This is a genomic window from Pseudomonas poae RE*1-1-14 (assembly GCF_000336465.1).
Lineage (GTDB): Bacteria > Pseudomonadota > Gammaproteobacteria > Pseudomonadales > Pseudomonadaceae > Aquipseudomonas > Aquipseudomonas poae.
The window spans coordinates 3,671,738-3,695,326 of the sequence record NC_020209.1 but is presented as its reverse complement, the minus strand read 5'-3'; the positions used below and the strand labels follow the sequence as shown (position 1 = coordinate 3,695,326).

10 protein-coding genes are annotated in these 23,589 nt (G+C 60.0%); 4 read left to right on the top strand and 6 right to left on the bottom strand.

The annotated features are described in order from the left end of the window. Nucleotides 1-31 precede the first annotated feature (31 nt). The 4 genes from leuA to xseA form a co-directional block, all read right to left on the bottom strand. Entirely contained in the window at nt 32-1,711 is a 1,680-nt protein-coding gene (gene leuA, locus H045_RS16070) for a 2-isopropylmalate synthase (RefSeq protein ID WP_015372908.1), read from the bottom strand. Between the two features lie 366 nt (nt 1,712-2,077). Then, on the bottom strand, nt 2,078-6,202 hold the full coding sequence (locus H045_RS16065; RefSeq protein WP_236277549.1) for a membrane-targeted effector domain-containing toxin: 4,125 nt from the start codon (nt 6,200-6,202) through the stop codon (nt 2,078-2,080). A gap of 164 nt (nt 6,203-6,366) precedes the next feature. Beyond that, nucleotides 6,367-7,188 (bottom strand): M23 family metallopeptidase, encoded by an 822-nt coding sequence (locus tag H045_RS16060; protein ID WP_003238489.1) that lies wholly within the window; start codon nt 7,186-7,188, stop codon nt 6,367-6,369. Nucleotides 7,189-7,191: 3 nt separating this feature from the next. After that, nucleotides 7,192-8,571: an exodeoxyribonuclease VII large subunit gene (xseA, locus tag H045_RS16055; protein ID WP_015372906.1), complete on the bottom strand. Its 1,380-nt coding sequence runs from the start codon at nt 8,569-8,571 to the stop codon at nt 7,192-7,194. Between the two features lie 98 nt (nt 8,572-8,669). Here xseA and H045_RS16050 point away from each other — a divergent pair, with 98 nt between their 5' ends. The 4 genes from H045_RS16050 to guaA all read left to right on the top strand — a co-directional run bounded on the left by H045_RS16050 (nt 8,670) and on the right by guaA (nt 13,362). Next, nucleotides 8,670-9,437, top strand: coding sequence for a sulfite exporter TauE/SafE family protein (locus H045_RS16050; protein WP_015372905.1), 768 nt, complete (start codon nt 8,670-8,672; stop codon nt 9,435-9,437). 142 nt (nt 9,438-9,579) lie between these two features. After that, complete coding sequence (locus H045_RS16045; RefSeq protein ID WP_003238495.1) at nt 9,580-10,128, top strand: hypothetical protein; 549 nt, start codon at nt 9,580-9,582, stop codon at nt 10,126-10,128. 105 nt (nt 10,129-10,233) lie between these two features. Further along, nucleotides 10,234-11,703, top strand: coding sequence for an IMP dehydrogenase (guaB, locus tag H045_RS16040; protein ID WP_003238496.1), 1,470 nt, complete (start codon nt 10,234-10,236; stop codon nt 11,701-11,703). Between the two features lie 81 nt (nt 11,704-11,784). Beyond that, nucleotides 11,785-13,362 carry a glutamine-hydrolyzing GMP synthase gene (guaA, locus tag H045_RS16035; RefSeq protein WP_003238499.1) on the top strand — a complete coding sequence of 526 codons (1,578 nt, stop codon included), beginning with the start codon at nt 11,785-11,787 and terminating at the stop codon, nt 13,360-13,362. Between the two features lie 220 nt (nt 13,363-13,582). On the opposite strand, the gene H045_RS16030 is transcribed toward guaA, so the two are convergent. Beyond that, nucleotides 13,583-14,488 carry a PoNe immunity protein domain-containing protein gene (locus H045_RS16030; protein ID WP_015372904.1) on the bottom strand — a complete coding sequence of 302 codons (906 nt, stop codon included), beginning with the start codon at nt 14,486-14,488 and terminating at the stop codon, nt 13,583-13,585. Next, on the bottom strand, nt 14,485-23,580 hold the full coding sequence (locus tag H045_RS16025; RefSeq protein WP_015372903.1) for a hemagglutinin repeat-containing protein: 9,096 nt from the start codon (nt 23,578-23,580) through the stop codon (nt 14,485-14,487). The genes H045_RS16030 and H045_RS16025 overlap by 4 nt, the downstream gene beginning before the upstream one ends. Nucleotides 23,581-23,589: the final 9 nt, after the last annotated feature.

Genomic DNA, 23,589 nt, shown 5'->3' with positions numbered 1-23,589 from the left:
GCCCAGTCAATAACGCTTCTGGATTGCTTGCTTATGCCGCCTTCGCTGCCTGCTGACTCAGCGAACGGTTCAGTGCACTGAACAGCGCCTTGAAGCTGGCGGTGGTGATGTTTTCATCAATCCCCACCCCATGCACCGGACGCTCGCCGTTCACCCGCAGCTCAATGTAAGCCGCTGCCTTGGCATGGGTGCCGGCGCCAATTGCGTGTTCGTTGTAGTCCATGATCTCCACACCAATCGGCAGGCCGGCCACCAGAGCTTCCAGCGCGCCATTGCCTTTACCTTTCCAGTGCAGGTTGGTTTCGCCCTGGCCCTTGCCCGAGACTTCCACCTCGACATAGCTGTTGCCGTTTTCTTCCTGCAGGCGATGGCTGACCAGCGCGTACGGAGTGTTGGCCTGCAAGTATTCACGTTGCAGCAATGCGTAGATCTGCGGCGCGGTCATCTCCAGGCCCACACGGTCGGTTTCGGCCTGTACTACCTGGCTGAACTCGATCTGCATGCGACGCGGCAAGCTGATGTCGTATTCCTGCTCCAGCAGGTAGGCGATGCCACCCTTGCCCGACTGGCTGTTCACGCGGATCACCGCCTCGTAGCTGCGGCCGATGTCGGCCGGGTCGATCGGCAGGTACGGCACTTCCCACAAGGTATCGTCTTTTTGCTGGGTGAAACCCTTGCGGATCGCGTCCTGGTGCGAGCCGGAGAACGCGGTGTGTACCAGATCGCCCACATACGGATGGCGTGGGTGCACCTGGATCTGATTGCATTCCTCGACGACCTTGCGCACGCCGTCGATGTCGGAGAAATCCAGCTGTGGGTCGAGGCCCTGGGTGTACATGTTCAGGGCCACGGTCACCAGGTCGACGTTGCCGGTGCGTTCGCCGTTACCGAACAGGCAACCTTCGACACGGTCGGCGCCGGCCATCAGGCCCAGCTCGGTGGCGGCCACGCCGGTGCCACGGTCGTTGTGGGTGTGCAGGCTGATGATCACGCTGTCACGGCGATTGATATGGCGACCGAACCACTCGATCTGGTCGGCATAGATGTTCGGCGTGGCGCATTCGACGGTGGCCGGCAGGTTGAGAATCATCTTGTGTTCGGGCGTCGGATTCCATACCTCGATCACGGCATCACAGACTTCCTTGGCAAACTCCAGCTCGGTGGCGCTGAAGGTCTCCGGGGAGTATTCGAAGGTCCACTGGGTTTCCGGCTGCTGCGCGGCGTATTTGACAAACAGCTTGGCCGCATTGACTGCGATGGCCTTGATGCCGTCCTTGTCCTGGTTGAAAACGATACGGCGAAACGAGGGCGAGGTGGCGTTGTACAGGTGCACGATGGCTTTTTTGGCGCCGCGCAGTGATTCAAAGGTGCGTGCGATCAAGTCTTCACGGCCCTGGGTCAGCACCTGGATGGTGGTGTCCTCGGGGATGTGGTTGTCCTCGATCAGCGTACGCACGAAGTCGAAGTCGGTTTGCGAAGCGGCCGGAAACGAAGCCTCGATTTCCTTCACGCCGACGGCCACCAGGGTCTTCCAGAAGCGCAATTTCTTGGCGGCGTCCATCGGCTCGATCAGCGACTGGTTGCCATCACGCAGGTCGGAACTGCACCAGATCGGCGCGCTGGTGATGGTCTTCGACGGCCAGGTGCGGTCCGGGATATCGATGGTCGGGAATGCGCGGTACTTCGAAGACGGGTCTTTGAGCATGCTCATCGGGAAATCCTTGGTTGAGGGGCCGAGAAAAGGCGGCCTGCCGTGAAACTGTTATTGGGGATAAAGCGTTGGACGAGGCAGATCGATTCAGCCTGGCAGTCGTGCGCTGACAAGGCACAAGCTGAGGTGCTGGCGGAGCTGAATGAGGGTGTGAGAGGTTTTCATGTGCTCAACCCTAACCGCGGGGGTGAAAGATGGCAAGTCGGTGAAGAAAATTGATGGAATTACTCTTTATTTTATTTTTTATGATGTTTTAAAGCCGTTTTTTATATTTTATTGATCTTTTTTTGCGTCAGAAATCGTACGGTCGCAATTTTAGAGGGAAGGGAAGGGCACCATGGCACACCTTCCCGAACCCTCGATACGTTATGCCTTCAGGTACTTATCCATATTGTGTTCAATCTGCACATCGCCTCTCCAGAACTCCATCTCGTCAGTGAGATGGTGGGCATGCGCAGGTACGCTGGTGGTGCTGGCAGCTCCTTTGGCGGCATCACGTATTGAAACACCCAGCCCTCCTGTAAGCTCCGCGATACCAGGTACGGCGGCGCCCGTGTAGGGTTCAACGTAATTGTTCATATGGTAGTTGCCGACCAGCGCTACCCATTTCTCCCCTTTTGGGGTGTTTTCGATAATTTTAGTGGCGAAATAATTGAATTCTTCCAGACGATCTATATAAAAACTTTCGCTGTTTTCGAAGCCCTGAAAATCACTGATGTGAACTGTCAGTTCGGCATGTTCCAACCCGATGACTTTGATGCCATTTTTATGTGCTGCTTCCAGCACATCGGTCCGGCTCAGTCTGTTGTCGCCGTATCTATCAGTCGGATAGTCTGCAGTCAGGTATTTCGCGTCATCTGCCGTGTAGGCGTTGCCAGCGAGCGTCGGTGAGCGTTCCAAAAAGTAACCGCCTTCCAGATAAAGCGTGGTAACGCCTGATTCTTTGAATCGATCCATGTTGTTGATCAAAAAATCCAGGCTCGCCCATTGTTCATGGTTTTCCCCTATCACCCAGCCGTTGACATCAGGGCGGGAAAGCGTGCTTTTGATCAGCTCACTTGGGGCTATGTCAGCACTGACAGGCGCTATCGCCGGGCGCGGGGCCTGCGGCCTGATAGAAAAGGAATCATAGAATTCACCCATGTCACGCCTGAACCATTCCCTGAGCCTGCCTGTTTCGGCCGAATCAACGAAGTCATCTGCGGCTGAACCCTTCAATACCCTGTCCATATAGTCGTCCAAAGGAAGGTCTGGTTTTCCGCCTTTCAGTTTATTGAGCCTCCATTCTCCGGTGCCGGTGCGTACCAGCGAGGCGAATTGTTTTCCGCTGCTTGCATCGATAGCCCTTACCGAACCACTTTCAAGCTTGTAAATCGGACTGATTTTATAGGCACGCGCCACGCCCGTACCGTCGGTGAAGGGAATGTAGAAATCATCGCCGACCTGAAACGTTCCATCCGCTCGTTTTGTGCCGTCAAGCACACTCTGCGGCGCTGCGTGCTGGCTGAAGTCCGGCAGGCGCGGCGGCTGTCTGATCTTGCTGGCTGTGGATAGCGTGCCCGTGCCGGCGGAGGTGGAGGGCACGTTCAACTGAATTTGATTTGCAGCGGCGCCGTTTGGTGGTGCAGGAATTATCCGCGTAGCCCGGCCGGATGGCACTGCCAGGGTGCCAGTGCCAGGCGCCAGGGTTTGCGCCTGTGCAGTTGGCTTGAACACGGGACGTGAAATCGGAACAGTGGGAATGGGCTGGCCGGTGGCGACAACGGTGAAATCGGAGAATGCCCTGGAGAGGTGACCGGGTTTGCCGAGCATTTTTCCAAGAGAGTTTCCCGGCATCCGCATTATCTTCAACCCTGCTCTTGCCAGCCGAGAAGCTACTGATACCCCTTTGCCAATGATCGGCACTATGTCCAGAAAGATACCTGCCAGTTCGATGCCAAACATCATTTTGTTATAACGCGACTCCTTGGCCACCTCGGCGTTGCTGATCGAACTCAAATCGGCATTCTTGAGCAGGATATCCGACACCTGTTGGTACATTGCATCTCGAAGATTCCCATCGATGGGGGTGAGATAGGCGATTTTCGGTTCAAGGGCTTTCTGGACGTTTTCCAGAGTGCCGATGATGTTTTTGTCGCGATAGTCTTTAACCGTTTTCTGTAGCGACTCCATGGGAGTCGAGTGAGTGCGAGCGCGCGCGTAGGCTTTCCACTCCGGTTTAGCCATCAAGGTCTCCAGCTCTTGCTGGCTGGCCAGTGCGCGCCATGCTATGCCGTCAGGCGCCTCGGGACTGTACAAGACCCGAGATGAGTGCTCTTGGTCACTGAGCACTGTGACGCCCTGAATTGGAGCGCCATAGAACGACATCGTGTTGGCGATAACGGTTTTCCCGTCGACCTTGGGGCGTGTAGCCGGGTCAGGATAATCAATCACTGCCCTTACCCACTGTGGGGCCAATGATTTGCCCGCGCTGTCTGTTTCTGACGCCGTATAGGCCGTTGGGCTGAGTTTTGCCAGATAGGCATGCTTGTTCATGGTGCTGCGCAGGGCGTGTTTCCATGCTGAACGCAGTTTGTGCGGCTCACCGGTGCTGGCATCCGGTGCCAATTGCGATTGGAGCCTATCGAGGTATTTGCCCCCTACATCGGCATCTTCCACCAATGCCAGGAGTTCTGCGGTTTTCAGCACGATGGGTGTGCCGTCACTGTCCAGCACCGGCTTGCCCTGGGCATCAAGAAGCTTGGATTGCAGGGTGTCCTGAACGTGTTCGTTGCTGTCACCTGCGGGAAATGCCGTCGGGTTTTTCAGTGACAGGTCGGTGAGCGATAACACTTTGGTTTGGTAGTTGGCCGGGGTGTACGCTCCGTGCCTGAAACGTGTATGAACGCGCGACTTCGTCGTAGTCACGACTGTTGTCTTCTGGGCGTCGATGTTCGCCCCAGGGTATTTTTTTTGCAGGGCCAGGTTCAATTGCTGGTTGGCGAACTGATGCAACGTAGGAATTTTCTCGAGCATCGGCGCCAGCCTCTCGACGCTCTTTTGCTCTACACGGTCAAGATACTGATAACCCCTGATCTGGCTGGACGTGAGATTTTTCAGCCACTGCGGCTGTTTTTTGTCGGCCAGTCGTTCGTAACGGGCGAGCATGGCGTTGTTGCCATCAACCTGCGTTGACCAGTCTGCTGCATCGTCGATAGCCGCTCCTATATCTGCGTCTTGCAGGGGCGTGGGGTGCAGTACCTGGTTTTCCGTGGACAGGGTCTGCATGAGGGTCGCTTGAACCTCATCGGCCTGGCGCTTCAGCAATTGGGTAAACCCTTCGGCAATCACGTCTCCCTCAATGGGGACAAGACTTGCAATCAGGTCCTGGCCCTGTAAAGGGCTGTGAGTCTTTTGTGCCGACAGAGGCAGACCCTCTTCGAGCAGGGTTGCAGCTGTGCCCCGCGCATCCAATCGTTGGGCCAGCGCCTGGAACGCTTGAGCGCTGTTCTCGAAGGGTTCCAGGCCCTCACTTGGCGTGCACAGCACCACAGGCCCATCGTCGTTCCCAGGTGCAGAACCTTCCTTGCTGGTGACCAGCCATGCCCCCGCCAAGCGTGCACCACTGGCGCTGTTGTCATTGATCACGAGCGGGTAGACGCCTGGTCTCGATTCTGGCGCAAGCGCCTGGTTGCGTTCTTCGCGCGTTGGGTACTGGAGTACGGTATCCACCAGCCGCTTGGCTTGCGAACTCAGATAGCCATCCTGTTCGCCCAATGCCGCCAGAGTTGACAGCTGTTTCTTGTGTAACGACAGCAACTGATCCTGTGGTGCGTCTTTGAGGATTTCTTTTGGATTCGGTTGGGTCCAGAAATTTTTCACGGTTTCTGGAAATTGGGTCGCAATACGCCTGGCTATTGTGTGCAGTGAGTCCGCAGCGGTGATGGGCCGGGCCGCTTCGGTCGGCGTCGTCTTGAGCATGAATTGCGATGTGACGCCTGGCTCATCGGTAAACGGTTTATCCGGGTAGGCGTGGATTTCCTGAATTGCCCGTGTCAGCGCGTCCAGAAGCGGCTCTTTGGACACAGCAACGGATGTGCGGCCGTCATCGCCCAGTCTGGATCGCTCGAACGACAGCATGTCTGGATCAAGGGGTTTGAGCTGAGGAAATGCCTGTTCAATCTGAGCGTTTACGAAATCCCTGAATACAGGCTGTTTTCGTTGCAGCCTGGCCATCTTGAGGCTGAGAGTGTCGTACTCGGAGGTGAGGAACTTAACGGGGCCGACTTTGAAGTGTCTTGAGAGCTCGTTGGATAAGCTCGCCGGTTCTAATGACAGTATCGTCGGTTTTATTGGGGCATCTGGTCCTTTTCTCAATTGCCGCGACTTCGGCTCCTGGGGGGACTGATCTGTCTCTTTTTCGGTGGCAGGAAGTGTATCAGCGAGCGACAAAGCCGGGGCTGGCTCAGAGTGAAGTAACTGGATAGGTTTTGAACTGACGGATGTAGGCACGAAGCGCGTCTCCAACTAGCCTGAAAGGATGTGTGTCACGTTCCCTGTAACTCGCTGGGTAAGTGACCTTTCGGCGTATCGGGTTCCGCAGTAAATGTAAGAGCATGCTGGGTACTCCGTAGTACGGAGTACCAGGCTTGTTGAACGGATGTCTCGTGGGCTGACTACGGCTCAAAGGCGCCGATAAAGATCGCCGGGTCCACCCGCGCATCGTTGAGGCTGACATTCCAGTGCATGTGCGGCCCGGTCGCTCGGCCCGTCGCTCCGACCTTGCCTACCACGGCCCCGCGCACCAGTTGCTGGCCGACCTTCACGTCGATCTTCGACATATGGCAGAACATGCTGATAAAGCCCTGGCCATGGTCGACGAACACGGTGTTGCCGTTGAAGAAGTAGTTGCCCACCAGAATCACCTTGCCATTGGCCGGCGTCTTGATCGGCGTGCCGGCGGGCACGGCGAAGTCCAGGCCCGAATGGGGGTTGCGCTCTTCACCGTTGAAGAAACGACGCACGCCGAACCGGCTGGACAGCGGCCCGTTCACCGGTTTGTCCAGCACCAGATTGCTTGGCACCGTGGGGCTGAAGCTGCGATAGGCCTTGAGCTGCACGGCCAGTTCACCCTCGATGCGCTTGAGCTGCGCGGGTTCGGGGTTGACCTGGCTTTTATTTTTCAGGGTGATGCGCTGTTCCGGGTACTTCTTGTAACCCACGATGAACGGCAGGCTGCGCCCGCCGCTGCTGATGCGCTCGTTGCCTGGCTTCACCGTCAGCGGGATGCCGACAATCGCCAGCCAGTTGTCCTGTTCCTTCACCACCAGCACCGGCTTGCCCTGGTAGCTGGCTTTTGGCGCGGCGGTCGCGGGGCCGAGGTCGACCACTGCAACCCCGCCGGGCACCGGTTTGTTCAGGGTGCGGGTGATGTAGCTGTCGGCGTGGGCGTTGAACGCGAGGCACAACAGCATCAGCAGGCTCAGGAGACGTGGCATCAATCAATCCAGTAACGAAAGGGTGACAGGGGTGAGGTGGTTGTCTTCCACCCGCACTTGCAATTGGCCTTCACCGAGCCGCGCGGTCAGGCGCTGGCCAGTGTGGGTTTGCGCGGCGTTGCGAATCGCCTGGCCGCGCTCGTCCAGCAGGATGCTGTAGCCGCGGCCCAGGGTCGCCAACGGGCTGACCACCTGCAGCGTCTGCACCTGGCTTTGCAGTTGCAGACGGCGTGCCTTGAGGCCTTCGCGCATGGCGCGGGGCAGGCGTTCGGCGAGGCTGTCCAGGCGTTGGCGCAGCAGGGCCAGCTGACGGCCGGGGTGCTGGCCGGCCAGGCGCGTCTCCAGGCGAATCAGGCGCTCGCGGCGGGTATTGAGGCTGCGCTCGAAGGCGCGGCGCAGGCGCATGTCGAGGTCGTCCAGACGCTGGGCCTGCTGACGCAGACGTTCGCCGGGATGGCGCAGGCGCCGGGCCATGCCTTCCAGGCGCAGGCGGTCGTGGCGCAGGCGATTGCGCATCAGCATCACCAGGCGGCGGTGCAGGTTCTCCACCTGACGCACCAGGTGGCTGGCGTCGGGGGCGAGCAATTCGGCGGCTGCGGACGGGGTAGGGGCGCGCACGTCGGCGACAAAGTCGCAGATCGATACATCGGTTTCATGGCCGACCGCGCTGACGATAGGCGTGACGCACGCGTCCACCGCGCGGGCCACGGCTTCTTCGTTGAAGCACCACAGGTCTTCCAGCGAGCCACCGCCGCGCGCCAGGATCAGCGCGTCAAACCCACGCGCGTCGGCACGCTTGAGCGCACGGACAATCTGCGGGATGGCTTCGCGGCCTTGTACGGCGGTGGGAATCAGCGTCAGTTCGATGTTCGGCGCGCGGCGGCGGAACACGCTGATAATGTCGCGAATCACCGCGCCGGTGGGTGAGCTGACAATGCCGATGCGCCGAGGGTGCAACGGCAGCGGCATTTTGCGCTCGGCACTGAACAGGCCTTCGGCGCTGAGCTTTTCCTTCAGCGCATCGAATGCCAGGCGCAACGCGCCGTCGCCGGCCGGCTCCACCGTGTCGAGAATCAACTGGTAGTCGCCACGGCCCTCGAACAGCGAGACCTTGCCGCGCACTTTCACCGCCAGGCCATCTTTCAGCGCTTGGCGCACCCGCGCGGCATTGTTGCGAAACAGCGCGCAACGCACCTGCGCGCCGCTGTCCTTGAGAGTGAAATACACATGGCCGGAGGCCGGGCGGGCGAGGTTGGAGATCTCGCCCTCAACCCAGATATTGGTGAACACGTCTTCCAGCAACACGCGTGCGCGGCCGTTGAGTTGGCTGACAGTCAGGACTTCGCGGTCCAGGCCCAGGCGGGCAAACGGGTCTTTAATCATGGGCGGCAGTTTATAGGTAATCCCTGGGCAATCACCACGGCCTTGTGCACATGCGCGGCTGCACTATGATGAGGGGCGCCGATGAGCAAGGAGCCTGCATGACCGCAATCGAACTGTTGAACCAGTGGTCTTTTAACGGGATGGACTGGCTGGTCATTGGCCTGGGTGTGGTGCTGGCCTACGTCGTGTTCGGCATCGCGGGCTTTGGCACGGCGCTGATCGCGGGGCCAATTCTGCTTTTTTTCATGCCGTTGTCGAAGATCATTCCGCTATTGGTGCTGCTGGATTTCGTCGCCGCGTTTGGCGGCCTGCTGCAAACCCGGCGCGAGGTGAGCAAGGCCGAACTGCTGCGACTGCTGCCGTGCATGGCCATTGGTTGCACCCTCGGTGTAGTGTTTTTGCTCAACCTGCATTCGGATGTGTTGCTGCTGTTGATGGGGCTGTTTATCAGCGCTTACGCGATTTACAGCCTCCTGGTAAAGGCGCGTCCGACACAACTGGCGGCAGGCTGGTCAGTGCCCATGGGCACCGTCGGTGGGCTGTTCGGGGCGTTGTTCGGCAGTGGCGGCTTTTTGTATGCCATCTACCTGAACAGCCGGTTGCCCAAGGAGCCGGCGCGGGCCACGCAAAGTGCGCTGATCAGCGCGAGTACGCTGGTGCGCTTGAGTCTGTTTTTGCTGGCCGGGGTGTATGCGGATTTGCCGCTGCTATTGTTGGCGCTGTGCCTGTTGCCGGCGATGGGGTTGGGGCTATGGTTCGGGCGCCGGTTGACCAGGCGCCTGTCCCGCGAGGCGTTCGTGAAAGTGGTGACGTGGCTGGTGCTGGCGAGCGGCCTTGCGTTGATCGGACGGTATGTGAGCACTTGACCTGCGTGGGGCAGGGATTAAGCTGCCTGCCTTCAAGGCTCCATCGCAGGCAAGCCAGCTCCCACATTTGAACGTGTTCACAGATCAATATGTGGAAGGGGCTTGCTCCCGATGGCGCCAGCCGCCACACCGCAGGACTCCAATGAACTCCCAAAGCATCCTTGTTCCGAAAATCTCCACCTTGCCCGTCCACGAACCCCGCGCACGGGCGATCGTGCGCTGGCTGGTGCGCAAGAACATCATCAAGGAAGAACTCACCACCTGCGGCCGTACCGGCGACCGCATGGCTTACGGCCTGGCCGACGGCGCCCGCGCCGTGGTGCTGCACCCCGAAGCGCTGCCGTTCAACGAGCCGGTGAACGGGCTGGAGATCATTTACAAGCGCTGCATCTATACCCCGGCCAAGGGCTTTCTCGAGGAGGCCGGTTGCCCGGAGTGCCTCAAGGAAATCGGCGAGGCGCTGTTCGAAAGCCTGGAGGACTGGATGCCCGGTCACACCGACAACTTCACCTGCCCGCTGTGTGGGCATGAAGATGACATCAACGGGTTTCTGTTCCTGCAGGAATGCGGGTTTTCCAACCTGGGTTTCATCTTCAACAACTGGGCGGAGGCGGGGTTCAAGCAGAGCTTTATCGATGAGTTCGCCGATTGGCTGGACCAGAAGATCGCCTGGGTGAAGGTCGAGCTGTAACCCCTCCTATCCGTATTCCCAAATATGTCAGAGTTTTACATTGAGACCTGAAGGGTGTCTGAGTATAATGGCGCGCTTCCATTTTCCCGCTCGGGAGCCCCCGCGATGCTGCGTATCAGCCAAGAAGCTCTGACATTCGACGACATTCTCCTAGTGCCCGGTTATTCCGAGGTGCTTCCTAACGAAGTCAGTCTCAAGACCCGCCTAACCCGTGGCATCGAGCTGAATATTCCCCTGGTTTCCGCTGCCATGGACACCGTCACCGAAGCCCGTCTGGCCATTGCCATGGCCCAGGAAGGCGGCATCGGCATCATCCACAAGAACATGACCATCGAGCAGCAGGCTGCCGAAGTGCGCAAGGTCAAGCGTTACGAAGCCGGTGTGGTGAAAGATCCGATCACCATCGAAGCCGACGCCACCGTGCGTGACCTGTTCGACCTCACCCGCATGCACAACATCTCCGGCGTTCCGGTGCTGCACGATGGCGACCTGGTCGGCATCGTCACTTCCCGTGACGTGCGTTTCGAGAATCGCCTTGAAGTCACCGTCCGTGAAGTGATGACGCCTAAAGAGCGTCTCGTCACTGTCAAGGAAGGCGCCGACAAGAACGATGTGCGTGAGCTGCTGCACAAGCACCGCATCGAGCGCGTGCTGATCGTCGACGACAAATTCGCCCTCAAAGGCATGATGACTGTCAACGACATCGAAAAAGCCAAGGCTTACCCACTGGCCAGCAAGGATGACCAGGGTCGTCTGCGCGTTGGCGCGGCGGTCGGTACCGGTAAAGACACCGGCGACCGCGTCTCGGCCCTCGTGGCTGCCGGCGTTGACGTGGTGGTGGTCGACACGGCTCACGGTCACTCCAAGGGTGTGATCGACCGCGTGCGCTGGGTCAAACAGAACTTCCCCGACGTGCAGGTGATTGGCGGCAACATCGCCACCGGCGCTGCCGCCAAGGCCCTGGCCGAAGCTGGCGCCGACGCGGTCAAGGTCGGTATCGGCCCTGGCTCGATCTGCACCACGCGCATCGTCGCCGGTGTGGGCGTGCCGCAGATCAGCGCCATCGCCAACGTCGCCGCAGCCCTTGAAGGCACCGGCGTTCCATTGATTGCCGACGGCGGCATCCGCTTCTCCGGTGACCTGTCCAAGGCCATCGTTGCCGGTGCGTCCTGCGTGATGATGGGCTCGATGTTCGCCGGTACCGAAGAGGCGCCGGGCGAGGTTGAACTGTTCCAGGGTCGCTCCTACAAGGCTTACCGCGGCATGGGTTCGCTGGGCGCCATGTCCCAGGCACAGGGCTCGTCCGATCGTTACTTCCAGGACTCCTCGGCGGGCGCCGAGAAACTCGTCCCGGAAGGCATCGAAGGCCGTGTGCCGTACAAGGGCAGCCTGAGCGCGATCATCCATCAACTGATGGGCGGCCTGCGTTCCTCGATGGGCTACACCGGCAGCGCCGACATCGAAGAAATGCGCACCAAGCCAGAGTTCGTGCGGATCACCGGCGCCGGCATGGCTGAATCCCATGTCCACGACGTGCAGATCACCAAGGAAGCGCCAAACTACCGCGTAGGTTGAGGCTTCCAGCAAAACGTTAAGTAACCGGGGCTGTTCTTTCAGCCCCGAGTTGTTTCTGATTCATTAGACGAGACTGACTTCATGGCCCTCGACATTCACGCCCACCGCATCCTGATCCTCGACTTCGGTTCCCAGTACACCCAGCTGATTGCCCGCCGCGTGCGTGAAATCGGCGTGTACTGCGAACTGCACCCGTTCGACATGGATGACGACGCGATCCGCGCCTTCGCCCCCAAAGGCGTCATCCTCGCCGGTGGCCCCGAGTCCGTGCACGAAGCCGACAGCCCGCGCTGTCCGCAAGCGGTATTCGACCTGGGCGTGCCGGTGTTCGGTATCTGCTACGGCATGCAGACCATGGCCGAGCAACTGGGCGGCAAGGTGGCAGGGTCCGAGCTGCGTGAATTCGGTTATGCCCGCGTCGACGTGGTCGGCAAGAGCCGCCTGCTGGACGGCATCGAAGACCACATCGACGCCGACGGCCTGTTCGGCCTCGACGTGTGGATGAGCCACGGTGACAAGGTCACCAAACTGCCGGAAGACTTCCACATCCTGGCCAGCACCCCGAGCTGCCCGATTGCCGGCATGTTCAACGACGAACGCGGCTACTATGGCGTGCAGTTCCACCCGGAAGTGACCCACACCAAGCAGGGCGGGCGCATCCTGTCGCGTTTCATCCTCGACATCTGCCAGTGCGAAGCCCTGTGGACCCCGTCGAAAATCGCTGAAGACGCCATCGCCAGCGTGCGCGCCCAGGTCGGCACCGACAACGTGCTGCTCGGTCTCTCCGGCGGCGTCGACTCCTCTGTGGTTGCCGCATTGCTGCACAAGGCCATCGGCGATCAGCTGACCTGCGTGTTCGTCGACAACGGCCTGCTGCGCCTGCACGAAGGCGAGCAAGTGATGGCCATGTTCGCCGAGAACATGGGCGTCAAAGTGATTCGCGCCAACGCCGAGGACCAGTTCCTCGACAACCTGGCCGGCGAGTCCGACCCGGAGAAGAAGCGCAAGATCATCGGCCGCACCTTCATCGACGTCTTCGATGCCCAGGCCAAACACCTGGACAACATCAAGTACCTCGCCCAGGGCACCATCTACCCCGACGTGATCGAGTCGGCCGGCGCCAAGAGCGGCAAGGCCCACGTGATCAAGTCCCACCACAACGTCGGTGGCCTGCCCGAGGAAATGAACCTCAAGCTGGTCGAGCCGCTGCGCGAACTGTTCAAGGACGAAGTCCGCCGCCTCGGCCTGGAACTCGGCCTGCCGTACGACATGGTCTACCGCCACCCCTTCCCGGGCCCGGGCCTGGGCGTGCGCATCCTCGGTGAAGTGAAAAAGGAATACGCCGACCTGCTGCGTCGCGCCGACCACATCTTCATCGAAGAACTGCGCAAGGCTGACTGGTATCACAAAGTGAGCCAGGCATTCGTGGTGTTCCAGCCGGTGAAATCGGTGGGCGTTGTCGGTGATGGCCGTCGTTATGCCTGGGTTGTTGCACTGCGTGCGGTGGAGACCATCGACTTCATGACCGCGCGTTGGGCGCATCTGCCGTATGAACTGCTGGAAACGGTCAGTGGGCGGATCATCAATGAGATCGAAGGCATTTCGCGCGTGACGTATGACGTGTCGAGCAAGCCGCCGGCGACGATTGAGTGGGAGTGAGCCCACAGCGAGGCATGAAAAAAACCGGCTTTTGCCGGTTTTTTCATGCCCGCGATAAGGGCTTATTCTTGCTGACGTGAAAGCTTTGAAGGCATTCATCTGTCGGTGAATCAAACCAAGTTCAAAGCACTTTATTCCTCCCATCTCCGGCATCGACGTTGGCACTTCTCGGCGGGTGCGTGCCTTGCGATAGCCGTGTCTTGCTTGATCACACTGGCGCTTATCTATCACTGGACCGGGTGAAAATTCGGGCCCAAAAGCCGGCTTTCTTTGCTGAAGCCAACGGTGGATGTGGCTCTGTTGTCTCTCTTGCCGGGTGAGTGCCAGGGCCATCAGGTCTCAAAAGGTCTCCCGGATAATGCTCTTGACCTAGACATGGCGAGTCATCCATTCCAAACGCCTTCACGGCAGCCACGGCCTCTACACACCAACGACCAAAATAAGCCCCGCCTTCAAAGTTCTGGTCGCCATAGGTATACCAATAAGGATGTCGATAGCTGACCGCTTGCGGGTCTGATCCGGATTTCGCGCCAGTGCGCACTTCCAGATACCAGTGCTCGACAAAGGCGTTGAGCAGCGGCGGCTGAGAGTCTGCGGGTGCATCCACGGCCTTCAACAAACGACCATACGGCTTGGGATATAGAAGCACGGCTCCTATCTTGCGGTCTGGACTGCGGCTGGCAATGATCCGATCAAGAAGTACGTCTTCGCCATCATTGCCGATCAAGGCCAGCAAGCGATGCCATTGCTTGTCTGGAATATCGAGTGCGAGTGCCAAGCCGACCAGCCAGAAGCAAATGATGTAGTGGTCGTAGTTGACGCGCCAGTGGTGCCGGGTGAATTGCTGCTCTGCAGTCCACACTGCTGCTCCGAGACGCTCAGCTTCTTCCCAAGCGTCTAACAGACCGGGGAAGTAATGCGCCAAGTCAGTTACTGAGTATCCGGCTGAGTATTTGCGCAGGATCTGATGCCAGTGTTTTTGGGCAAGCTTATACGCGTATTGAGGCGCGTAGTCAGGATCACCAGCGGGCTCCTTGAGAGTCCGTTGAGAACTTTTGATGTAGTCGTCATTATCATTGACTACTCGGCTCCAGTAGCTGATATCGCCAAGAGGGGCGCGTATCATTTATCTGCTCCTATAAGCTTAGAAGTTTTTATGGGGTCTACAACAAATTTTCCACTTTTGTCTAGAACACCCACAGTCACATTACCAAACGGGTCAGTATGAACTAGCCATTTTTCAACACGGCCAGCTAGCAAGGCATTGTCTATATTTTCTGCCGCTTGGGCATTACCTCCCACAGACTCAAGTATACGGTCATAGTTAGTGGTTGTGCCCTGCAACCAATCATCACTCATCTGCAGCCCATCTCGGGTGGGCTTCAGCTTGGACGAGCCAAATTTGTACTCAACAATCAGGTAGTCAACACCAGGCTTATCTACCTTGTACAAATCGTCAATGCCTGTCTGGCCAATATCGGGAGCCCGGCCAATTTTTTCAGCGCCGGGCACCAACGTCTTGATTTGCTCGCCACCCATGATGTCCCCGACGATGCTCTTCTGCGCGTTGGTCATAGCGCGGAAGTCCATCAGCGGGGTGCCGTTAGGGTTGAACTGCCCGCCGCGTGCTACAAGCTTGTCGAATTTGGCGAGGCTCGCCACCTCAGCCATCTTTTCAAGCTGCTGCGCTCCAACCTTGATCCCCGCCTTGGCCAGCGCCACGCCACCTTTCGCAGCCCCGCCGACGCCCGTTGCAATGCTGCCGACCTGCCAGGCGATTTCGCCGATGGCCTTGCCCAAGGCTTCGGCGTTTTCGTCGCCGCCGACTTCCAGCGCGGTCTTGATCGTTTCTATCTTGACGTTGAGTTCGTTGACGACGCTGTCGCCAAACTGCTTTCTGGCCTCCGGGTTATTAATCAGTTGGCCAAGGCCAGTAAGCCCTTCGATGGGGTGCGCAACAAATTCGGCGAGGCCCGTGACGTCATTCCAGCCTGACTGGGCCAACCCCTTGCCGATGCCGAACTGGGTCAGAACATCCTGCCTGCCGCTGATGTACGACCATTTGGCAACGACTTTGCCAGCGGCAATCAGGCCTTTTGCTTCGTCGTATTCCTTCTTGAACTGCACGATCTGCTGAGTCGCCAGCCAGTTGTTATCCACCGCCGCACCCGCCGCGGTATTGGCGGTGGTCGGGTCGATGGAGGCGCTGGTCGCTGCCAGGCCGGTCACCAGGCTGACGATCAGGTTGCGCTTGGCTTCGCGTTGTTCTTCGCTTTCGTCGGGGCTGCTTTGTGAGAACAGGCCGGTGAGCAGGCTTGATGCCGCCGCGCCTGCCGCGCCGCTGCCGCAACTTTGACTGCTGGCGGCGGCACCGGCGCAAGCGACGATGCCGTGCAGTGCCGCGTGCAGTGGCGAGCCTTCGGTGAGTTCGCCTTTGGCCACCAGGTCGCCGATGTAGCCGGCGCCCCGTTGCTGCACATAATTGACCACCAGGCCTTGCACGAAGGCAGCGTTGCCCGCGCTGATATTGCCGCCTGCAGCACCGATCAGGGCGGTGGTGATCTGGCGATAGGTGCCGCCTGCGCCCCAGTTTTCGGAGATCGCGTTGGCCTGTGCCGAGTACTCCCGCGCCTGGAGCTGCAGTTGCAGGCGCGCAGCGTCACTCATTGGCGTGTCACGATTGTCTGCTTTTGACTGCAGCTCTTTTGCCTGTTGGCGTTTGAGGTCCGCTTCCCTGGCTTTGTTCGCAAGGAAGGTACTGGCTTCGTTGGAGAACGCGCTGACGATCTCAAAACCGGCGCGGATTTCATCTTCGTCGAAGATCGGTTTGAGCGAGTTGCTGCCATCGCGATCACTGGACACATCACGGTTGAGGCTGGCGACGGTTTGTTCAGCGGTCTGGCCGGTGCGTTTCTGCTGCTCGGCGTCGTCGGTAATGACGACGGCACCGCCACTGATGCCGCTGCGTGTCACGCTGCTTGCCTTGTCGCTGGCGCTGATGGCGATCGGCATATTGGCGCCGATCTTGTTCTCGTTTTTGGCCAGGTCGGTGCCCGGGTTAACCTTGCCGCCAGTCTGCGCGTTGCCCTTCTGGTCCTTGCCGACTTCGTTGTAGCCGCCGCCCAGGCTGACGGTATTGGCGTCGTAATCCGCCTTGTTCTTGATGTCGCGGCTGGTGAGGCTGGATGTGACCAGGCTGTTTTTGCCGTCCTGCACGGCCTTGTCACTGCTGGCGATCACGGCGCCGACCAAATCGGTGTTGCCCCGCACGTTGATGTCGAAACCGTCATCGCCAGCCTTGATGCCTGACTGCTCGGTGACGCTGGCATAGTTGGAGTCGATGTTGGTTGCGCCAAAGTTTGCGCTGGCACCGCTTATCGAGCTCATGCCGTAGCAGAACGGTGGAATACAAAGACTGATGCCGATGCCCAGGCTCTTTTCATCGACTTTGTACGTGTTGGTGTCTTGCAGGCTTTCGATATTAAGATCGCCGCCGACGTCGGCGATGACTTTTTTGCCACTGGCCACCGCCCCCTTAAGCTGAGTGTCGCCGCCGGATGACAGCAGCAACTGGTTGCCAGCCTCCACTTTGGTATTGGTATGGGTCAGCTCGTCGCCGTCAGCCTGGCCCCGGTTTCCGGTGGCGCCCAGGTCCAGGGTAAAGCCGTTTCTGCTACCGCCCAGCGAGAGGCCGATACCGATGCTGGCGCTGCTGCCTTTGCTGTCGGTGTTTTGCTGGCTGGTGTTGTTGGCGGCGAGCAGGTTGATGTCGCCGTCGGCCATCAGGCTGGCGTCACGCCCGGCCTTGATCTGGCTGCCTTGGACCGTGATGTTGCTGTCTGCACCTGCGCCGGTCGCGCGCAGGCGCACATCTTGACCGGCGGTGATGGTCGAACCGGCGGCGCTGTCGCCGGTCTGGGTGGTTTTGCTTTCGTTCTTCTTGGTGCCCAGCGACAGGCTGATGTTGATACCACCTGCCGCGCCAGGGTCCATTGCCACCGCCGTGGCGGCGTTGTTACCGGCCAGCAGGACCGTGGCCGCTGCCAGCGCCTTCATGCGCCCGTCATCGGTTTTCTCCGATGCCTGCTTCATCTGCTGGGTGGTCTGGATTGCACTGATGACAGGGTTAGTGACCGTCAGAGTGAACCCGGTCTGTTTGAACAGGGTTTCACGTTCGCGCTTGCTGGTGTTGCGGGCTTCAACGACATCGATGGTTTGCCCGGTGATATCGACGCTGCCTTCGGGCGCGCTCACCTGGCTGCCCACCTGGCAGTAGCCTTTGCCCGCTTCCATCAGCACATCGCCCTTGGTCGAGCCCACGGTACTCGCCGCTGCGGTCTGGCTGGTGGTGAGGTCCTTGACCGTCTGCTGCTGGGTGCCGAGCGTGACCGCGATGCCGCCGCCGCTGAACAGGCCGCTTTTCTTGACTGACTTGTCGTGACGTTCGCTGCTGCTTTCCGTCGCGGCTTCGATATTGATGTTGTTGTCAGCCACCAGAATGGTCTGGGTGGTGGACACCACGTTGCTGCCGCTGACGTTGATGTCGCGACCGGCCTGCACATAGGTTTTCTCGGCACTCAGCGTCGAGCCCTGCGCCTGGGTCTGGTTGACGGTGTCGCGTGTGGTGGTGGTCTTGCTGGAGAACAGGCCGTTGCTGCCTTTGAATTTGTGCGCTTCATCGGCGAACTGGGTGTTTTGCGCTGCGGTCAGGTTCACGTCGCGCCCGGCGTCGGCGATGATTGCACCTTGCTGACTGGTGACGCTTGCGCCTCGGGCATTGAGGTCCTGCCCGGCACTGAGGCGCACATCGCCTTGGCCTTGAATGGTTGAGCCGGCTTCGGTCTGGCTGGCGTCTTTGCGCCAGTTGCTGCCGTTCCAGTTAACCGATTGCTGATGGGCTTCGCCAACGGTGGTCAGGTTGATGTTGTTGCCTGCTTGCAGCGAGGTACTGCCGCCGGCGCCTGCGTTGACCACCTGAGCGCCGGTCAGGTTGAGGTCTTTGCCCGCGTTGACGTCCATGGTGCCGCCAGCACCGCTGACAAACAGCCCGGCCACCCGCGAGAGATTGGTGCGCGTACCCTGGGTGCTGCTGCTGTCACGGCTGTTGGACACAACGTTGACGTTTTGCCCTGCATTGATCGCCAGGGTATCGGTGGCGCCGATCAGGCCGCCGAGGTTGTCGAGGTTGTCCCGTGCCGTCAGGGAGACCTTGTCGGCCTGGATGCGTCCGCCGAGGTTTTCGATGTTCTGCGCGGTAATCGCCATCACGCTGCGCCCGGCCAGGCTGCCGCTGTTGACCAGATCGCCTGCAATATTCAGGTTCAGACGTTGCCCGGCGATCAGTGAGCCGGAGCCGTTGAGGTCGCTTTCCTGCACCCGCACGTAGACCTGTGGCACCAGCACGTTGCGGGTTTCGCCGTTGGCGAGGGTGACCTTTTTTTGCACCAGCCAGACGATGTCGCTGGTCAGTTGCGCCATCTGCTCGGGGGACAGCTCGACGCCGGGCACCAGTTGCCATTGATTGGCCAGGGTGACGGCGTTGTCGATCAGCGCCCGGTATTGCGCTTCGTCGTTGGCGTAGCCGTCGAGAAAGCGTCGCCCCGTCAGTTGCGCGACCTGTTCGCGAATCAGTTTCTGCTCATAGAAGCCATCGCCGAGGCGCTGCTGGGTCAAGGCAGGGTCGACTTGCAAGCGCTCCAGCATGTAATCCGACGACAGCCAGGTGCGATAGCTGGCGAAACGCGGATCTGTTTCGACCAGGTAATTGCTGGTGGTCTGCGGATGGGTGGTGAACAGGCTGTTATTCGGCAATTCCAGAGACGGGCCCCCGGTGCGAATTTGCTCGGCCACGCCTTGTGCGTTCTGGGTGGTCTGCGCTGCGACCTGAACGATCGGAGCTACTTGAAAGGTACGGGCGGCCGGAGCGCTGACCGTACCGGTGGAAGCGATCTGCTGACCGACGGCCTGAGTACCGCGTGCGCTGATCTGGGTGCCCGTGCCGCTGACCGCTGTGTTCTGCGCGAAGACGGTAGGTTGCAGGGAGATATCCTGAATCAGCGGGGCAGGGGTATAGGCTGCGGTGTTCGCGCCTTGCCGGTCGCGGCCCTTGCGCTGGATGCGGTAGAAGTTGGTGACGCTGCCGCTGTCGACGGTGGTGCGCTGGCCCGACACTTCGGTGTTGGTCAGGCTGGTGACGTCTGCCTGCAATAGTCCGCCGGCGATGATGCGGCTCTTGTCGTTGAGCACGTCGCCGGCGCTGATCTGCATTGTCCCGCCAGACAGGATCTGCGCCGGGGCCGAGGTGGCGATCTGGGTTTCGTTGACGACGCGGGTGTAGTCGTAGCGGTTCCAGTTGTCGCGCTGGCCCTCGGGGGTGACCAGGTAATTCACCTCATCGTGACGTAGGGAGATCTCGTTGGCTTGGTAGCGGTTGGTCGAGCCGGTGAGTTGAAACTCCTGCTCGGGTGTTCGACTGACCTCAACATCGCGCGTGCTGAAATGTTCGTTGGTGTTGCGCACGCTTTGTACGTTCAAAGACAGATCGCCAAGCGCTTCGAGGGTCGCGCTGGCATTGGTCAGTAATTGAGCGCGACCCTCGGCGGTATCGAGCGCGCTCAAGGTCCCGCCAATGGCGAGGTCGCCAGCACTGAAGACCAGCGATTGCTCGCGGTTATTCAGGGTTGAGGTGCCGATATTCAGTGATTCACGGGCTGCTATCGTTGCTGCGGTGCCATTTTCATCGAGGTTGTTCAACGTCGAGGTGGCTATCGCCAGTTGGTCGCCATACAGGCGCGCGGTGCCGAGGTTATTCAGCGTCGCTGCCTGCACGCGGACTTGCTGGCCGTCGATCAGCCCGCGGTTGGTCAGGGTGTCAGCGACGTTCAGACGAACCTGGCCCGCGCTGATTTCGGCGTTGGCGCTGTTGTCGAGCGTCTGCGCGCTGACTAGCAGGGACTTGCCCGCCAGCAAACGCCCGGTGTTGTTGAGCGCCCCGGCGGTGCTCAGATCAACGTTGTTGTTGGCCTGAATCTGCCCGCTCAAATCAAGGCCGCTCTGCAACCTGAAGTTGATGTCACCCAGGCTCAGCACCCGGCCCGTGCCGCTGTAATACGCGGCGTTGAGCGACAGCAGCTTGCCCGCAATCAGCGTGCCGTCGAGGTTATTCACCGATTGGCGACGCTGCGCGGTATCGCGGTCGCGGATGGTCAGGTCACCGGTCGAAGAGATCAGCCCGCTCTGGTTATTCAGCGTTTGGCTCACGCCCAGCAGCAGGCCTTCATCAGTGCGCACGGCACCGGTCTGGTTGTTGAAGGTGTTGACCGCCAGGTTCATGCTGCGGCCTTCAAGGCCTAGGTTGGTGCCCTGGGTGGCGCTGTTGTCGAGCACATCGGTGCTCAGGTTCAACGCGCCTGCACTGCGGACCAGCCCACCCTGATTGATGAGGGCCTGACCCAGTGCCAGCTCGACGTCGCCGAGGCTTTGCAACTGGCCGCCACGGTTATCCAGGCGTGCGCCGTCGACGTGTACGGTTTTCTCGCCAATGATTTGGCCGCCGTTGGTGTTGACCACGTCGCTGGCGGTGAGCAACAGATTGCCCTTAGTACTCAAAAAACCAGTGCTGTTATTGACGCTGGCGCTGCGGATTTCCACGGCATCCTGACCGCTGATGCCTTTGGTGGTGCCGGAGTCGAGGTTATTGACGGCCTGATTTCCGGTGTCGATAAACAGTTTGCCTGCAGACTGAATCAAGCCCGCCGCGTTACGCAATTCGCCGCTGCGCAAGTCGAGCGTGGCGCGTGCGTCGAGCGTGCCATCGCTGTTGTCAAACAGATTGCCGTTGCTGTTGAGGTCCAGTGCCAGGCCACTGATCACACCGCTGTGGTTGTTCACACCTTGCGCCGCCACGGCGATGTCGCCCTGGGCTTCGAGACGCCCTGCGTCGTTGTTCAGTGCGCCATCGGTCACGTTCACCGACAGCCCGGACTGCACCGAACCCAGCACGCCATGGGTGTTGTTGAATTGTCCGGCGATGATCGCCATGCGCTGGGTCGAGGCGAGCGTGCCGCCGATATTGTTCAGTTGACCGAAGCGGGCTTGCAGCGTGCTGCCGGCGCTGAGGGTGCCCTGAGCATTTTCCAGGCGCGCGCCGCTCAGTTCAGCGCCGCCGCTGGCAGCCAGCGTTCCGCCGCTGTTGTCGATCAAATCACTGGCGGTCACCGTCAGCAGGCCGCCGTCGGTTGCAACAACTTTGCCGTTCTGATTATTCAGCGTGCCAACGTCGATCACCACAGCGCCAGGGCTGCTGACCTGGCCGTTCTGATTGTTGAATTGCTCGCTGACATTGATCTGTAAAGGCTCCAGCCCCGTTTGCAGAATGCGCCCGTATTGATTGGACAGGGTGCGGGCCTGGAGCGTGAGCTGTTGGCCCTGGGCCAGACCTTCATCCAGCACCACGTCGTCAGCCTTGATCGACACGCTGCCATTACTGGCAATGCTGCCTTTGGTACTGCCGAGTTGGTTGGCCTGAATGCCCAGCGAACCCTTGCCTGCGTGTTCGATGCTGCCGCTGCCGTTGTCGATGCGACCGGCGCTGATCCGGGTATTGGTCGCGTTTGAGGCAATTCGTCCGCTACGGTTGTCGAGGCTCACGGTGGCGTTTATCGATGTGTCGGCGACGCCGGTCTGCACCAGCTCGCCGCCGACGTTGGACAGATCACCGGCGTTCAGTTGCAGGTTGTCGGCGTTGACGCTGGCGCTGTCTGTGCGCAGGGTTTTTGTCGCGTTGGCCGCGAGGGTCTGGCTGGCATCCACGCGGCTGCCACTGAGATTGCTATCGCCGTTGTTGGCGGTCAGGGTGACATTGCGGCCTTGAGTCTGGCTGCCGCTGAGGTCCAGATCATCGGCCTGGATGCTGACATCGCCTGCCGCCAGGTTTTGACCCTGCGCTTTGACGTGGGTGGCGCGCACCGCAAGGTTGCCGCTGCTGCCCAGTTTGCCGTCCACGCCTGTGCCCGCCGCCAGGCTTGAGCCCTGGGTGCTACGAATCGATTTGGCGCTGAGGGTTGTTTGATTCTGGCTGGCAATCGTGCCGCTGTTGTCGATATCCCCGGAGCTGGTGAGGTTCAAATCGCCCTTGGCGTAAAGCGAGCCGCTATTGTCAACGCTTGTGGCAGTGATACGGGTGGCCGTGGTGCCGCTGATTGTGCCCATGTTGTGCAGTTTGCCGTCTGCGCTGACGACCACTTCACCCGCCATGGCGCCAATTTGCCCGGCATTGCGCATGCCGACACCCGATTCGGTCCCCACCAGCACGATCTTCCCGGCGTACATTCCGCCCAATTGCGCCACGTCGATGCCGACGGCTGGCTTGTCGCCGTCGGCGCCGGCCTGAGGCTTGGCCTGGGTGTTATCGGCGTTGACCTGATTGCGTCCGGCAGTGACCTTAAGGTCATTGGCCCAGATACCCGCATTGACCTGCACGGTACGGGCAATCAGGTCGGTGTAATCGGCGTCGCGGCTATCAAGGCCCTTGCCCTGAATGTTCAGGGTGCCGCCGTTCACGGTGTAGCCGCTGATGCTGCCGTTCTCCAGCTGCACCTGACCGGTGCTCAGGGTCGCACGGTTGGCGTTGATGAAGCCGCAACCGTCGCAGGTAATGCCGGCCGGGTTGGCGATGACCACTTGGGCGCGTTGCCCGGCGACTTCGACATAGCCGCGTAACTGGCTGGGGTTGCTGGCGTTGACCTCATTGAGGATGACCCGCGCGCTGCCTTTGGCCATCGCTGCGTTGCCTTCGATCCAGCCACCCAGTTGCGTTTGGGTGTTGGCGCCGCTGTTGTTGAGGATGACGCCGCGCGGGTCGACATCGAATTGATTGTAGGTGTTACGCGAAACCCCGGCCGCGCTGGGCGCCTGAATATTCACCTGCGGCGTGCCGTTGGCGCTTTGAATCACCGTCGGACGCTGGCCGGCTGCGGCAGTCGGATCGGCCACAATCGTGCCCGCCGCCCACGCCGGTACAGTGCTCCATGACACCAGCCCGAGCGCGATCATCAATGCAAAACGCATCGGCCCGAGCGTTGCCGTGCAGCCCGCGTCGGCGGTGGTGAGGCTGACGCGAGTGCCCGGCGCCTTGACCTGGCTGGTGACGTTCTCCGCCACCACCATCAACAGCCCGCGTGCCTTGTTGAAAACAATTCGGTACAGGTGCTTGTTCATAGCAATTCC